General features: G+C 64.8%; 14 protein-coding genes and 1 riboswitch. Of the genes, 3 read left to right on the top strand and 11 right to left on the bottom strand.

Translation table 11 applies throughout. From position 1 onward, the window contains the following. Positions 1 to 80 precede the first annotated feature (80 nt). The 9 genes from ABXS05_RS13990 to ABXS05_RS13950 all read right to left on the bottom strand — a co-directional run bounded on the left by ABXS05_RS13990 (position 81) and on the right by ABXS05_RS13950 (position 8977). Positions 81 to 1352, bottom strand: coding sequence for a Zn-dependent hydrolase (locus tag ABXS05_RS13990; protein ID WP_311942563.1), 1272 nt, complete (start codon positions 1350 to 1352; stop codon positions 81 to 83). Beyond that, complete coding sequence (locus tag ABXS05_RS13985) at positions 1349 to 2191, bottom strand: BtpA/SgcQ family protein (protein WP_311942560.1); 843 nt, start codon at positions 2189 to 2191, stop codon at positions 1349 to 1351. Before ABXS05_RS13985 ends, ABXS05_RS13990 begins: the two co-directional genes overlap by 4 nt. After that, a complete protein-coding gene (locus ABXS05_RS13980) occupies positions 2188 to 3102 on the bottom strand; it encodes a ribokinase (protein WP_311942557.1) in 915 nt (304 codons plus the stop codon). The genes ABXS05_RS13985 and ABXS05_RS13980 overlap by 4 nt, the downstream gene beginning before the upstream one ends. Positions 3103 to 3105: 3 nt before the next feature. Further along, positions 3106 to 3876, bottom strand: coding sequence for a glutamine amidotransferase (locus ABXS05_RS13975; protein ID WP_367624303.1), 771 nt, complete (start codon positions 3874 to 3876; stop codon positions 3106 to 3108). A gap of 35 nt (positions 3877 to 3911) precedes the next feature. Beyond that, the gene (locus ABXS05_RS13970; protein ID WP_367624302.1) at positions 3912 to 5000 is read right to left on the bottom strand and encodes a phosphotriesterase family protein; all 1089 of its coding nucleotides are present in this window, start codon (positions 4998 to 5000) and stop codon (positions 3912 to 3914) included. Between the two features lie 17 nt (positions 5001 to 5017). Then, positions 5018 to 6025 carry an ABC transporter permease gene (locus tag ABXS05_RS13965; protein WP_149253979.1) on the bottom strand — a complete coding sequence of 336 codons (1008 nt, stop codon included), beginning with the start codon at positions 6023 to 6025 and terminating at the stop codon, positions 5018 to 5020. Then, a complete protein-coding gene (locus ABXS05_RS13960; RefSeq protein WP_367624301.1) occupies positions 6022 to 6837 on the bottom strand; it encodes an ATP-binding cassette domain-containing protein in 816 nt (271 codons plus the stop codon). Before ABXS05_RS13960 ends, ABXS05_RS13965 begins: the two co-directional genes overlap by 4 nt. 284 nt (positions 6838 to 7121) lie before the next feature. Beyond that, the gene (locus ABXS05_RS13955) at positions 7122 to 8063 is read right to left on the bottom strand and encodes an ABC transporter substrate-binding protein (protein ID WP_311942541.1); all 942 of its coding nucleotides are present in this window, start codon (positions 8061 to 8063) and stop codon (positions 7122 to 7124) included. Between the two features lie 293 nt (positions 8064 to 8356). Next, the gene (locus ABXS05_RS13950; RefSeq protein ID WP_149253982.1) at positions 8357 to 8977 is read right to left on the bottom strand and encodes a cupin domain-containing protein; all 621 of its coding nucleotides are present in this window, start codon (positions 8975 to 8977) and stop codon (positions 8357 to 8359) included. Positions 8978 to 9114: 137 nt separating this feature from the next. Beyond that, positions 9115 to 9295: riboswitch (cobalamin riboswitch) on the top strand. Between the two features lie 43 nt (positions 9296 to 9338). Here ABXS05_RS13950 and bluB point away from each other — a divergent pair. Next, complete coding sequence (bluB, locus tag ABXS05_RS13945; RefSeq protein ID WP_367624300.1) at positions 9339 to 10076, top strand: 5,6-dimethylbenzimidazole synthase; 738 nt, start codon at positions 9339 to 9341, stop codon at positions 10074 to 10076. Between the two features lie 47 nt (positions 10077 to 10123). Next, entirely contained in the window at positions 10124 to 10759 is a 636-nt protein-coding gene (locus tag ABXS05_RS13940) for a TerB family tellurite resistance protein (RefSeq protein WP_367624299.1), read from the top strand. Here ABXS05_RS13940 and ABXS05_RS13935 read toward each other — a convergent pair. Both ABXS05_RS13935 and ABXS05_RS13930 read right to left on the bottom strand, forming a co-directional pair. After that, positions 10752 to 12011 (bottom strand): hypothetical protein, encoded by a 1260-nt coding sequence (locus tag ABXS05_RS13935; RefSeq protein WP_367624298.1) that lies wholly within the window; start codon positions 12009 to 12011, stop codon positions 10752 to 10754. The genes ABXS05_RS13940 and ABXS05_RS13935 overlap by 8 nt on opposite strands. A gap of 134 nt (positions 12012 to 12145) precedes the next feature. Continuing rightward, a complete protein-coding gene (locus ABXS05_RS13930) occupies positions 12146 to 12961 on the bottom strand; it encodes a DUF975 family protein (protein WP_367624297.1) in 816 nt (271 codons plus the stop codon). 427 nt (positions 12962 to 13388) lie between these two features. On the opposite strand from ABXS05_RS13930, the gene ABXS05_RS13925 reads away from it, so the two are divergent. Then, on the top strand, positions 13389 to 14042 hold the full coding sequence (locus tag ABXS05_RS13925) for a tetratricopeptide repeat protein (RefSeq protein ID WP_367624296.1): 654 nt from the start codon (positions 13389 to 13391) through the stop codon (positions 14040 to 14042). Positions 14043 to 14071 lie beyond the last annotated feature (29 nt).

Genomic DNA, 14071 nt, shown 5'->3' with positions numbered 1-14071 from the left:
AAATCCTTCCATCGATGTCCCAACTGCCGCATCCGCTTCAGCGGAGCGTCTCCTTGAATCTGCCAAAGTAGTGCTAGATCCTACGGGCGCTCTCCTCCCGATGTCATCGCAGCCCCATACGCCACCGCGACCGTCGCTTCGAGCAGGAGCCGGGCGCCATCCCTGATGCTGGCGGGCTCGACATATTCGGCTTCGTTGTGGCTGATGCCGTCCCGGCAGGGCACGAAGATCATCGCTGTCGGCGCGACGCGGGCAAGGAACAGCGCGTCGTGGAAGGCGCCCGAGACCATTTTCTTGCTGGGCAAGGAGAGGCGGCCGGCCGCGGCCTCGATGGTGTCGATCATCCCGGGCGCGAAGACGCCCGGCGGCATGTCGAAGGCCATGCTGATCTCGACCGAACAGCCCTGCTTCTCGCCCTCGGCGCGGCAGATGGCCCGCACCTCGCCTTCGATGGCATCGAGCCTGATAGCCGAGGGATGGCGGAGGTCGAGGCTGAAGGTCACGGCCTTGGGGATGGCATTGACAGAACCCGGGATGGTGGCGATCCGCCCCACCGTCAGCCTGGCGTCGGCATCGGAGGGCATCACGCTGGCCTGGAGCTGATGCATCATGCCGACGGCCGCCACCATCGGGTCGCGGCGATAGGGCAGGGGCGTGGTGCCGGCATGGCCAGCCTCGCCGGTGACGGTGACCTTGAGCCAGCGCGTGCCCTGGACCCCCGTCACCACGCCGATGGCGAGGCCTTCCTTTTCAAGCGACGGTCCCTGTTCGATATGCAGCTCGATATAGCCGGACAGGGGCGTACCAAGCGGACGCAGGGCCGCTTCGGGCAGGGCCGCGAGCGTCGCGGCGAGTTCGTCCGAGAAGGAGGCGCCATCGCTGCCGGCCAGGGACTGCCATTGCGCCGGATCGGCCGCGCCGGCAAAGGCCATCGACCCCATCACGCCCGGCGCGAAGCGACTGCCTTCCTCATTGGTCCAGGCCACCACTTCGATAGGTCCCGATGTTTCCAGCTTGGCATCCTCCAGCGCTTCGAGAACCTCGAAGGCCGAGAGCGTGCCGAGGGCCCCGTCAAAGCGGCCACCGGTCGGCTGGCTGTCGAGATGGCTGCCGATCAGCAAGGGCGGCAGGCTGTCGTCGCGGCCGCTGCGGCGGATGAAGAGATTGGCGATGGCATCCTGGAAGACCTGGAAGCCCCGGGCCTGCGCCAGTTCGGCCAGCAGGCGCCGCGCCTCTCGGTCTTCCGGGCTTAGGGCCTGGCGGTTGACACCGCCCGCCGGCGTAGCCCCGATATGGGCGAAGGCCTCCAGCCGCTGCTGCAACCGTTCGGCCCTGATTGCCGGAGATGTCATCGCGCCAGCCCGGCGATGAAGGCCGTCACCCGGGCGGGATCGACCGGGTTCCACCACACACCGTCATGCTTGAGGGCGCTGGCGATGATCACGCCGTCGACGATGGAGAGGATGTCGTTGGCATTATCAGGAGTGACGCCGCTGCCCACCAGAGTCGGCAGGCCGGCAGCTTCCTTGATCATGCGGATATAGCTCAGATCCGCGGCATGGCCGGTGCGCTGGCCGGTGGCGATGATCGCATCGGCGTCGAAGAAGACGAGGTCCTTGACCAGTTCCTCCACCGGCCTGTCGGCGACGATGGCATGGGCGCCGTGCTTGACATGGGCATCGGCGAAGATGCGGATGCCGTTGGCGCGCAATCTGGCCCGGAAGCGCATGGCGCGGGCGGCCTCGCCCTCGACGAAGCCCTCATTGGCGACATAGGCGTTGGCCCATTGGTTGACCCGGATGAAGCCCGCGCCGGCGGCGCTGGCGATGGAAAGCGCCGGGATGGCGGCATTGGCGAGCACGTTGATGCCGATGGGACGACCGAGCTCGCGCCGGATGCGGTCGGAGACCACCGCCATATAGGCCGAGGTTTCCGGGCCGATGTCGTCGGGTTTGGCGAAGGGGATGTCGCCGTGGTTCTCGACGATCACGCCGTCGCAGCCGCCATGCAGATAGGCCTTCGCATCGTCGAGGCCGCGCTGATAGATGGCCTCCACCGCCTCGCCCTGATAGCGCGGGGAACCGGGAAGGGGGGCCAGATGCACCACGCCGATGACGACCTTGGTTCTGCCATACAGGCTGGTCAGCGCATCGCCGGCAGCCTGGCCGATGGGTTTGGAGGAGGGTGTCATGGCTTTTCCGTTTCCAATGTCCTGATGAGGTCGCGGATCTCCGCCTTGCTGGGGCAGGATTCCGAGGTGCCGCTGCGCCCGACCGCGACGGCGGCGGCGGCGATGGCAAGGCTGGCGGCCTCTACTGGCGTCATGCCGAGATCTATGCCGCCGGCGAAGATGCCGCAGAAGATATCACCCGCGCCGCTGGTATCGACGGCGGTGACTACCGGGGCCGGCAGGCGGCGGTTGCTTCCCGTCGTTCCCTCGGCAATGAGGCAACCCCGGGGGCCGAGGGTGACGAGAACGATGCCGGCTCCCTGCCGAAGCAGTTCCATGGCGGCTTGATCGGGGTCCTCGCAGCGGGTCAGCGCCTGGGCTTCCCCCTCATTGACGATGACGATATCGGCCTGCGGCAGTGCGGGACCTGCTGCGGCGGGCAGCGGGCTGGGGTTGAGAATGGTGCGGGCGCCGCGATGCCGGGCCAGATCCAGGCAGGCCGCGGTGGCCCGGGGCGACAAATTGCCCTGCATCACCAGGATGTCGCCGGCAGCGATCCTGTCGGCAATATCCGTTTCCGCGAGCGGATCGAAGGCTTCCGCACACAGGCTTCCGGTGACGATGATGTTCTCGCCGCCGGCGTCGACCAGTATCGCCGAGCGGTCTGTGGGCAGGGGCTTGGCCGTGAGGCGGCAGGCAAGACTTTCCGCCGCGAGGCGGTCGGCGATCCAGCCTCCCGCTGCGTCGTCGCCAATTGCCGCCCACAGCGTCACGTCCGCGCCCGTGCGTGAAGTGGCAATGGCCTGGTTGGCGCCCTTGCCGCCGATGCCGTCGGCGTGACCGGCGGCATTGAGCGTTTCGCCGGGAACCGGGAAACGCTCCAGCCGGAAGGTCGTGTCGACACAGACATTGCCGACGACATGCACCGCCATGGTTCAGCCCTTCGTGGTCGCCCAGACCAGCATCTGCTCGAACAGTTTCTTGTAGCCGTCCCAGGCGATGAAGCCCGGCGGCAGCCAATGCGGGCCGACGTCGGAGGTCCAGGCCACGGTGCGCCCCTTGCCATAGGTGCCGGTCACCAGCAACGGCTGGGAGCCGTAGTCAGAGGAGACGGTGGCGAGCACCTCGGCGCCCGGCTTGAGCGTCACCTCGTTATAGCCGAGCAGGATAGGCCATTGCGTGCCGAGACCCTGCAGGATCGGGTGATCGGCTGCGCCGGTGACGACGGGGGTATAGCCCTCCGGCACTTCCACACGATCGTCGAAGGCAAGGCATTCGACAGGCAGCACGTCTTCCACGGGCGTCTTGCGGTAGCGGGCGCCGCCATTGATGCCCTGGAAGCTGAAATAGCCACCGAACATCAGCAGGCCGCCGCCGCTCTGCACATAGTCGCGCAGGAGGCGCAGACGGTTCGGGGTGGGCTTGGAGTGGATCCAGGTATCGGGATGGAGCAGCAGCGTGTTGGCGCCGATATCGGACAGCACGACGGCATCATAGGCGGAAAGCGCCTCGATATTTTGCGGAAAATGGCGCTGGGCTTCATGCGCGGGCATGAAGGTGATGTCGAAGGCACTGTCCTTCAGGGCGGCGAGGAGTTCATCGGCGCCGGTGTGATAGGTCGCGGTCGGGAACTGGTCGAAGCCCTTGATATGGGTCGAGGTCGAGACCCAGGATTCGCCGGCGAGCAGGATCTTCTTCTTTGACATGGTCACTCCTTGGGGAAAGGGGGGAAGGCGTGGGCTCACGCAGTGGCGGAGAACACGGATTTGGGATTGTCGACGAGCATGCGGTCGATGGCGGCCTGTTCCACGCCGTGGCGCAGGAGGCGAGGCACGAAATGCTTGAGGATGAAGCCGTACCCGAAGCCGCCATAGCGGGTGAGCATGATCTTCAGGAAGACGTCCTGCGATAGCAGCAGGCGGTCGGTGAAGCCCATGTCGACCAGCGCGCGGATCGCCGTGGCGTTCTGCTCGTCGGAGGGGGACTGGGCGTCCTGGTCGGCAAAGTAATAGTCCATGCCGATCATGTCGTATTCGAGGAAGGCGCCGCGCTCGGCCAGGGCTCGCTGATAGTCGAGGTCCGCATGGCTCGGATTCATGTGGCAGAGCACGGTGTGCCTGAGATCGGCGCCCTCGGCCTCGACGATGTCGAGCACGCGGTGGCCGAGGCGCTCCCAGCCGGGCAGATGGATGGAGAGCGGCAGGCCGGTAATCCCGGCCGCGCGCGCCGAGGCGCGCAGCGACTTTTCCTCCTCGGCGGTGAAGTCCTTGCTGACGCCGACTTCGCCGATGATCCCCGCCATGATCTCAGGCTGTTCTTGTCCGCCGCCGACATCGTTGACGATGAACTGCGTCACCTCCTCGACACTCATTGCCTTCAGCCAGTCTGGATGGGTCGGCTCCAGATAGAAGCCGGTGCCCATGATGATCTTCATGCCGGAGGCGCGGGAGATGCGTGCCAGCTTCTCGGGCGCCCGGCCGATGCCGATATTGGTGGCCTCGATCACCGTATGGCCGCCGAGCGCCTGGAAGCGCTTGAGCTCGGACAGAGCGAGGTCGCTGTCGTCGAGCGAGACATTGTCGCGGTTCATATAGGGGTTCATCCGCAATTCGCCGATGATCTCGATATTCACCGCCTGCTCGGCGATCGCCTGCTCGTCCGGGTGGCACGGGCATTTCCAGGTGCGGGCGCCGTCGAGCAGGATGTGCTCGTGCATCAGGGTGATGCCGAGATCGTCCACCGGCACGGGGCCGAGCACGGTCATGGCGGTGCCGGATCGGATGCCGATCGGCTTGCGTTCGGCGGGACGGGGCTGGAACAGGTGATCCATGCTCAGTGGCTCCATGCTCAATGGCTTCTCATGGCGCCCTTGAACAGGCGGAAATTGAGCCAGATGGCGATCAGGATGATCGAACCGGTGACGATGGGTGTCAGGAAGGGCGACATATGCGCCAGCACCAGGCCGTTGGCGATCACCGCCACCGTCAGCGCCCCCAGCACCGTGCCGACAACGGTGCCGCGCCCGCCGAACAGGCTGGTGCCGCCCAGCACCACGGCGGCGATGACGTCGAGCTCGAAACCCTGGCCGGCATTGGAGGAGCCGGAGCCGAGGCGCGCCGCCAGGATGACGCCGGCGGCGGATGCCGCCATGCTGGAGAGGATGTAGACACACAGCACCACGAAGCGGGTGTTGATGCCGGCGCGCCTGACGGCCTCGGCATTGGCGCCGACGCCGGTGACATAGCGGCCGAAGGGCGTCCGGTTGAAGACGAGGAAGGCGATGACCAGCACCACCAGGGCGATCAGGGCCGGCACGGGCATGCCGAGGAACCAGGCCCGGCCGATCGCGGTGAAGGGACTCTGCGCCTCGACCGGGATCGAATAGCCTGCGGTGATCAGGAGTGCGAGGCCGCGGATCACCGACAGGCCGGCCAGCGTGACGATGAAGGCGGGGATGCGCTCATAGGCGATGAAGAAGCCCTGTATGGCGCCGATCACGCCGCCCATCGCCAGCATCAGCACGATGACGAGGGGCCAGGGAATGCCGGCCTGCAGGGAGGCCGCCGACAGGGTCGCGGCGAGCGCCAGAACCGAGCCGACCGAAAGGTCGATGCCGCCCGTGGTGATCACGAAGGTCATCGCGGCCGCCACGATCAGCAGCGGTGCCGACTGGCGCACGATGTTGAGGAGGTTGGGGGCGGTGAGGAAGGCCTCGGTCCAGATCGAGAAGACCAGGCAGACGAAAATGAAGAACAGCGCGATCGAGATGATGCTGCCGTTCGCCATCGCCTTGTCGCGCCAGCGGGCCTTGTGGACGCGCGGGCGATGGGCGGGCGTGGTGGATGAGGCCGTCATGCGCGAGCTCCGTTGTCCTTGGAGGCGTTGTCCTTGGGGGCTCCGGCGGAGCGGGCGTTGAATTTGCGGCCGACGATGAGGTTGACCACCTCCTCGATATTGGTGTCCTCGATCCGGCGCTCGGCGACGTTGCGGCCCTCATACATCACCTGGATGCGGTCGCAGACGAGGAAGAGGTCCTGCAGGCGGTGGGTGATCAGGATCACGCTGACGCCGCGGGCGCTGACGGTGCGGATCAGCTCGAGCACCGCCTCGACTTCGGCGACGGCCAAGGCGGCCGTAGGCTCGTCCATGATCAGCACGGAGGGGTTGAAGGAAGCCGCGCGACCGATGGCGATCGACTGGCGCTGGCCGCCGGAGAGGTTCTCGACCTTCAGCCTGGTATCGGCGATGACGATGCCGAGCTTGTCGAGCATGTCGCGGGCCTGCCCATGCATGCGGCGCTGATCGAGGAAGGGCACGCCGAGGATACGGTGCCGAGGCTCGCGGCCGAGGAAGAGATTGCCGGCAACGTCGACGCTGTCGCACAGCGAAAGGTCCTGATAGACCATCTCCACCCGCGCGGCGCGGGCATCGGCGGGGGAGGCGAAGGATTGTACCTTGCCGTCGATCTCGATCGTGCCGGAGTCGGGGATCACGGCGCCCGAGAGCACCTTGCTCAGGGTCGACTTGCCGGCACCGTTGTCGCCGACCAGTCCCAGCACCTCGCCGGGCCTGAGCATCAGCGATACGTCGTCCAGGGTCTGGATCGTGTTGTATCGCTTGGAGATACCGGTCATCTTGACGCGGTAGGGTTCGCCACTGTCCATCATGGTTCCGCCTGGCAATGAAAAGTCTGTCCCGAGGCTTCGGGAATGAGACTTCACAAATCTCGAAAGCTCGCGCTGCCCCTCACCTTACCTCTCCCCGTAAGAACGGGGCGAGGGGGCGCAAGCGTTGTGATCGATTCTTGAGCCCTGTCATCTCGCCCAACGGTTGGGCGAGATGAGATCTTTTCGGTATGAAATGCGCGATCGAAGTCCCCTCGCCCCGTTCTTACGGGGAGAGGTAAGGTGAGGGGCAGCGCGACCTTAATCAGGAAATCGCCGTCGGCCCGTTACTTGAACATGCCCCGGAACTTGTCGACGTTCTCCTTGGTGACGATCGTCACGGGAACGTTGATGATCGGCTCGATCTTCTCGCCCTTCTTGAGCTTGGTCAGGGCTTCCACCGCAGCCTTGCCTTCGCCGGCCGGGTCCTGTTGGATCACGCCGGTCACCCAGCCCTGGTCGATGCCTTCGATGGCCTGCTTGGTCAGGTCCCAGCCGAAGACCTTGACGCCGTCGGTGCGCCCCTGGCTGGTCACGGCGGAGACGGTGCCGAGCAGGGCGGGCTCGCCGGTGGCGTAGAGCGTGGTCATGTCGGGGTTGGCCGTCATCAGGTTCTCGGCGGCACTCAGCGCCACGTCCTGCACGTTCTGGCCGTCGACGGTGTCGAGGAAGGTGACCTTGAGGCCGCTGGCCGTCACCGCCTTCTTGAAGCCGTCCAGCCGCTGGTTCTGGATATAGGAATTGAGGGCGCCGACCACGCCGATCTTGGCGGTGCCATTCAGCTTGGCCTTGACGTAGTCGGCATAGAACTTGCCGATGTCCTCGCCCGCCTTGAGATTGTCGACGCCGACGAAGGAGACATTGTCGCCGTCGGGAATCTGGGCATCGATGGCGATGACGGGGATGCCGGCCTTCTTGGCGGCGGTGATGGCGGGCTTCACGCCATTGACGTCGATGGCGATCAGGATGATGCCGTCGACCTTCTGGGTGATGTAGTTCTCGATCGCGTCGTTCTGGGCGCTTGGAACATTGTTGGCGTTGAAGATGACGAGCTTGGCGCCGGCCGCCTTGGCGGCGGCTTCAGCGCCTTCGTTGATCTGGTTGAAGAACAGGGCCTGCTGGTTGATGGTGACCAGGGCGAAAGTGTCGGCCGAAGCGGACACCGATCCGAGGGACAGCGCCAGGGCTGCCGCCGCCGCGCAGCCGGCGAGATATTTTGAAAGCCGCATTTCAATTCCCTTCATGGATGGCCCGTGCCGGGCTCATTCTCAGTTCTGACATCCGCATCATTCAAGAGACTTGAATTCATGTCAAGTTACTTGAATGACGGTTTGAGGGATTCTTGAAAAGCCGACGGCACAGAGCCTGGAGAAGAAGTGCTTATGTCATCCCCGGCGGGACCAAAGGCCCCGGGAAGGGGATCCAGGGCCAGGGGCTCCATTTTTGCCCCTGGATTCTCTTCCCGCCGCCTTCGGCGGCGCCGGGAATGGCAGAGGTGTTTTATTGGCTCCTCGAGGTTTCCTCAGAAGGTGGCGGGCGTGTTGACCCAGAAGATGCTGGCGCGCTCGGTTCCGGTGTTGCGATACCAGTGCGGCAGTTCGGACTTGAACACGAAGGTATCGCCGACGGAGAGCTTGAAGGTGCGCTCGCCGACCATCAGCTCCACGGTTCCGGCCAGCACATAGCCGACTTCCTCCCCCTGGTGCTGGATCGGTCCGGCGCTCTCGCCGCCGGCCTCGATATGGTGGATGTTGCACTGGAGAAGATGGCCGGGCGAATAGGGGATCACCCGTTCCAGCGAAATGCCTTCGCCGCGCCGGAGCGGGTCCAGCGAGATCAGCGGGCGCGTGCCGGCGCGAAAGACGATGCCCTCCTCGCTGTCTGATTCCTCGAACATCCAGCCGATATTGGTACCGAGCACCTCGACCAGGCGATGCAGCATGGGCAGGGAGGGGGAGGCCTTGCCGTTCTCGATCTTGGACAGCAGGCTTTCCGAGCACTCCGCGGCCGTGGCCAGGGCCTTCAGCGTCAAGCCCCTCGTCTGCCGGGCTAGGCGAAGGCGGGTGCCGAGCCGCACGGGATTGGCCTGTTCCAGGGGATCGGGCTGATCGCCGGCGCGCCGTTTGAGATCGATTTTGTTCATTTCGCGATTGCCAGGATGCGTCATTGCCCGAAAGCCTAGCCGACGATTCTAGGCCACAAGCCTGCACCCTGTCCACTTCGCCGCCGGCAGCTCGGCATCAGCGCCCCAAACGGCTGGGCAGCCGGCACCTCCCATGCTACACCCGCAAGACCTTCGGTGCCCGCTTGCGGGAGAATCGGGAACGCGGTTTGAAGCCGCGACGTGCCCAACGCTGTAAGGGGGACTATCCGGGCAGGTTTCAGGCCACTCGCTCTGCGGGGAAGGCGTCCGGATGGGTGGATCCCGAGTCAGAAGACCGGCCGGAGGCGATAGATCGGCGTGCGCGGACGGCGCGGCGATTGCCATCGCAAGGGGAATGACGATGGACCCATCCAACGAGGCGCTCGCGCCCTCGGGGCCGTTTTCGCCGGCCGAACGTGAAGCCGTCTATCGCGCTATCTTCACCCGGCGGGACGTTCGCAGCCAGTTCAGCCCGCAGCCTGTGCCTGATGATGTCCTCGCCCGCATCCTCACGGCCGGGCATCACGCGCCCTCGGTCGGCTTCATGCAGCCCTGGAGTTTTCTCGTGCTGCGCTGCCCCGAAACCCGGCGCAAGGTGCAGGCTCTCTTCGAGGAAGCCAATGCCGAGGCCGTGGCAATGTTCCCGCCCGAGAAGCAGGCGCAATATCGCGCGCTGAAGCTGGAAGGCATCGTCGATGCCCCGGTCAATCTGTGCATCACCTGCGATCCCGACCGCGCCGGCCCGGTGGTGCTTGGCCGCACCCATGACATGGCGATGGACCGCTATTCCACCGTCTGCGCGGTGCAGAATATCTGGCTGGCTGCACGGGCCGAGGGGGTCGGGGTCGGCTGGGTCAGTATCGTCGATCCGGCGCGCCTGCGTGAGGCGCTGGGCATTCCCGAGCGGGTGGTTCCGGTTGCCTATCTGTGCCTGGGCTATGTGCACGAAGCCTATGCCCGGCCCGAACTGGAGGTGAAGGGCTGGCGCCAGCGCCTGCCGCCGGAGGCTGTGCTGAGCTTCGACGGCTGGGACGGCCGGCAGCCCGGCCATCCCTTGCTCGCCGCCATGCGGGCCGCTATGGGAGATGCAGGTTCATAGGATGGCTGGCGCAGGATGCGCACTGTCCCGATCGGATGAGACGGCCGATGGATTTCCTGCGTAAGAATGCGATCTGGATCATTGCTCTGCTGATCACCAGCCTGGTCTTGCTGGAGGGGCCGAGGGCGATCCTGATCGGAGCGTTCGTGGCCGCCGTCGTCGGCCTGTTCTGGCTGTTGCGCGGCAAGGCCCGCAAGCCGGCGGCAGCACGCCGGCTCGAGGCCGTGCCGAAGGTGGTTCCCCTCCCGCTCGACCGGGGTGCCGACACGGTCCGGCCTCAGGCGCTGGAGCGTGTCTCGCTCAAGGCCATCGATGATCCCAGGCTCGCTGCCGTCGTCCTGATGATCCAGCTCGTCCGCACCAATGGGTTGCTGACCCGGGCCGAACGGGACACCATCCTCGCCCTGATGAGCGACCCGCTCGGGATCGGCGACCGCGAGCGTATCTATGAGCAGGCCTTGCAATTGACGGATCGCGGCCGGGTGTTAACGCCGGTTGCCGAGGAATTGGTGCCGCTTTTCCGCGCCCGCCTGTCTTTGCCCGAGCGCCAGCAGCTCATCGACATGCTGACCGAGGTCGCCAATGCCTATGGTGAGGCCAGCGATTTGCAGCGCGAGGCGATCGTTCGCCTGAAGCGGCACCTGCTCACGCCGGATGCCGCAGCCGGGCGCTCGCTCAATTGAAATAGAAGGCGTAGCTCGCGACGTCGCCGCCGAAGATGCGCGTGGCCTGTCCCCAGGCCTCGGCGTCCATCACCTTGCCATTGTCGAGGTAGGGCAGGGCCCCCGGGCCGGTGATCCACAGCACCAGGTCGAAGTTGCCGGGCTGCTCGAACACCCTGGCGAGATTGATGCCCTTGGCAAAGCGCCAATGCGGCATCAAAAGCTTGCCGTCCAGCACCTCGTCGACCTGCCCGAGCAGCGCGAGCCACGAGTCGATGCGCTCCTGCGTCACTTCGAGGGAGGGGAGCACGCCGCTCTTCTGCCGTGGGCCGGGAAGCCATTCGTGGTCGTCGTCGGTTTCCTTGGCGATCAGTCCCCAGGTCTCACGATTGAGCCGGATCACCGTCTTGAAATGGCCGCGCACTTCCAGCCACATCGCCTTGTCGGCCACCGGCCAGTCTATGGTGTGTACCAGGCTGATCAGGTCGGCGATGGCATCGGTATCGCGCTTGCTGGTGCCGAACAGGGTCATGCCCAGTCCGTCGTCACCATCGACGCCATTGGCCTTGGCAAGGCCGCTGACGGCGCGCGGAAACAGGCTGCCGAAGCCGGCGTCCCAGCTGCGCGACATGTCGTGTGACAAGAGGGTCTTGGTCAGGGCCATCAGGAAGTTGCAATAGCCGCGCAGCCATTTGGCGTCGGCCGTGTCGAAGGCGACGATGAAGGGTTTGGGCTTGCCGGCATCGTCGAGGTCCGAGATCGCTGCGCCGATATGGTCGCGTTCGTCGATGGTGCCGTCGCCGTTCCAGTCGAAACGGGTGACGGAGAGATCGACCGTCAGCTTGGCAGGGCTGTCGCCGACCTCGGCCAGGGTCTGGTCGGCCTTTTCCAGATCGGCCAGGAACGTGGCGAGGATGCCGCGAAAGTCCCGATAGGTGATCGGCTGCGGATCGGGATTGGTGCTGAAGACGGTGCCCGACAGGCCGATCAAGCGCATCGCCGGCATTTCGGTGGCGAAGCCATATTTGTAGAGGGCCTGCGACAGATGTTCGAGCGCGCGGGCGGTGCGTACCATGCCGAGGCCGAGCCTGGCGTCGGCATTGCCGCTGGCCTTGGTGGCGAGGGCCAGCATCTGTTCGTCCGCCTCGCTGATGCGGCCCTTGCCGAGATAGCTCTGGAACAGGGCCGAGGCCGTATTGTCGGCCTTGGCCGGCACGAAAGAGACCGCCACCGTCATCGCGGCGGCCATGGCCCATGTCAGCAGATAGCGCATCGTCATTCCCGTGCAGGCGCGGCATTCACCGGGAATCGGATGGAGCCTGCCTGAAAGATCGTTGGATAGGGCAGAGGCCGCGAACGCCGCAACGGCTTTGCGGCGCCGGGGATAGAGCTTTTTCAGTACGGGCCTCAGTCGAACACATCAGCCACGCTGCCGGTCAAATCGACGCCATCCTTGAGCACCCGCAGGCGATAGGCGGCAATGGAATAGACCCCGATCAGCCAGGCATACATCAGCGGCAGGACGAGCAGCATCATGATCAAGGCGGCAATGCCGCCGCTGGGCCCGAATATCCGCGCCAGAACATTCACGATCAGGAGGTAGGCGAACCAGATCACCCAGGTCAGCAGCATCATGCCGAACAGAGGCCAGCGATATCCCGCGCTGAGATAGCGGCTGCGGCCAAGCGCGCGGATCGGTCCGATATCCTCGTTGATGCAGATGACGAAGGAAAGCAGATAGGGAAAGACCAGATAGAGGGCGAAAATACCGGCGATCAGCATGGCGACGATGACGAAGCCGGGCGGGGCGCCAATGCCGAAGAAGACCAGTCCGAGCAAAGCGGCAACCAGGTAGAGCGCGATATAGGCCAGCAAATAGATCAGCAGCAGGCCAAGGGCTGGCAAGAATCGCCTGGCACCGGCGATGCAGGCCGCCATCACGGGCTTGGCCGGATCCACGTGGCGATCATGGATCAGACGGATCAATGCACAATAAAAAGCGAGCGACAGGAAACAGGCCGCGAGGAGCAGGAGGTAGAATATTCCGATGCTTCTTGCGATAGCCGACTCGACGGCGAGCTGGTCACCATACAAGGCGGACCAGAAGAACGAGCCAAGCAAGCCGAAGAATATGGCGAAGACTGCCAGCTGCAGCAGGAGAGACCAGCCGTAGTTTCGCAGGCTGACGCCAAAGGCATCGGAGATGATCTGCCCGATGCCCAAGGGACTGCTTCCTGGATGTTCGGATGATGGCGAGGCGATTGACATGAGAGCTCCCCTTGCTCATGATCAACACAATCGGATCTTCGATCCGGCCGGCACGATTGAAAGGTCAAGGCTTCAACAGAAATGGCTGTCCGTTTCGGCAAGTAGAGTGCAATGACGCACGCTATCCTAGCGGCCTCGATTCAGAAACGGAGTCCCGTGCGTCACACCTGATACTGCGGGGAAAACCGATCTGTGTCGTCATGGCAAGACGCGCTCCAACGTTTGCGCCTGTCTGCTCCAACGCCTTGTTTGGCTGTGCCTTTGCGTTTCTCAGGGAATCCACCAGATCGCAAAACGCCTTGATGCGGGCCTGGATTGACCTTTGTAGCCCGATCCGCCACAAGGTCCGGCAATTCCTCCCGCCCCATCCGGACAACGCAGCATGGCCGCCGAAGCAAAGTTGAAGAAAGCCGTCGAGCATCATCGCGCAGGCCGGCTCGATGCCGCCGAGGCCGCTTATCGCGAGATCTTGGCCGGTCGCGCCGGGGACTTCAACGCCCTGAACCTGCTCGGTACGCTCCTGCTGCAGCGGGGCGCCAATGACGAGGCCGAGAAGGTGCTTCGCCGGGCAGTCGAGGTCAATCCCGGCAGCGCCGACGCTCAGATGCGGCTGGGGCTCGCCAATCGTGGCCTCGGCAATGAGTCGCGTGCGGAATATTGCTTCCGCTCCTCCCTGAAGCTCGACCCCAAGGCGGCCGATACCCATTACAATTATGGTAATTTGCTGGCATCGCTCGAGCGCGGTGACGAGGCGCTGCAGGCCTATCTGGCCTGCCTGAAGCTCGAGCCCAACCATGTCGAAGCCCATATTGGCCTGGGCGACCTCCTCCTGCACAACGAACGGGCCGAGCCGGCTGCCGCCCATTACCAGCAGGCCGTAGCCTTGAGGCCCTCCTCGCTGGAGGCCATTCTCGGCCTCGGCCGTTCGGCCCGCGCTCTCGGCAAAACCGAGGAAGCTCGTAAGATTTTCGAGAAGCTGGTCGAGCTCGATCCCGGGCATGCCGAGGCCAGGCACACCCTGGCCGAACTGGGGTAATCGTCGTTCCTCACCCTCCCTTTCAGGGG

Source organism: Labrys neptuniae, from assembly GCF_040797145.1.
In the GTDB taxonomy this organism is placed as follows: Bacteria; Pseudomonadota; Alphaproteobacteria; order Rhizobiales; family Labraceae; genus Labrys; species Labrys neptuniae.
The sequence above is the reverse complement of the archived record's forward strand: the minus strand, read 5'-3'. Positions and strand labels throughout refer to the sequence as shown.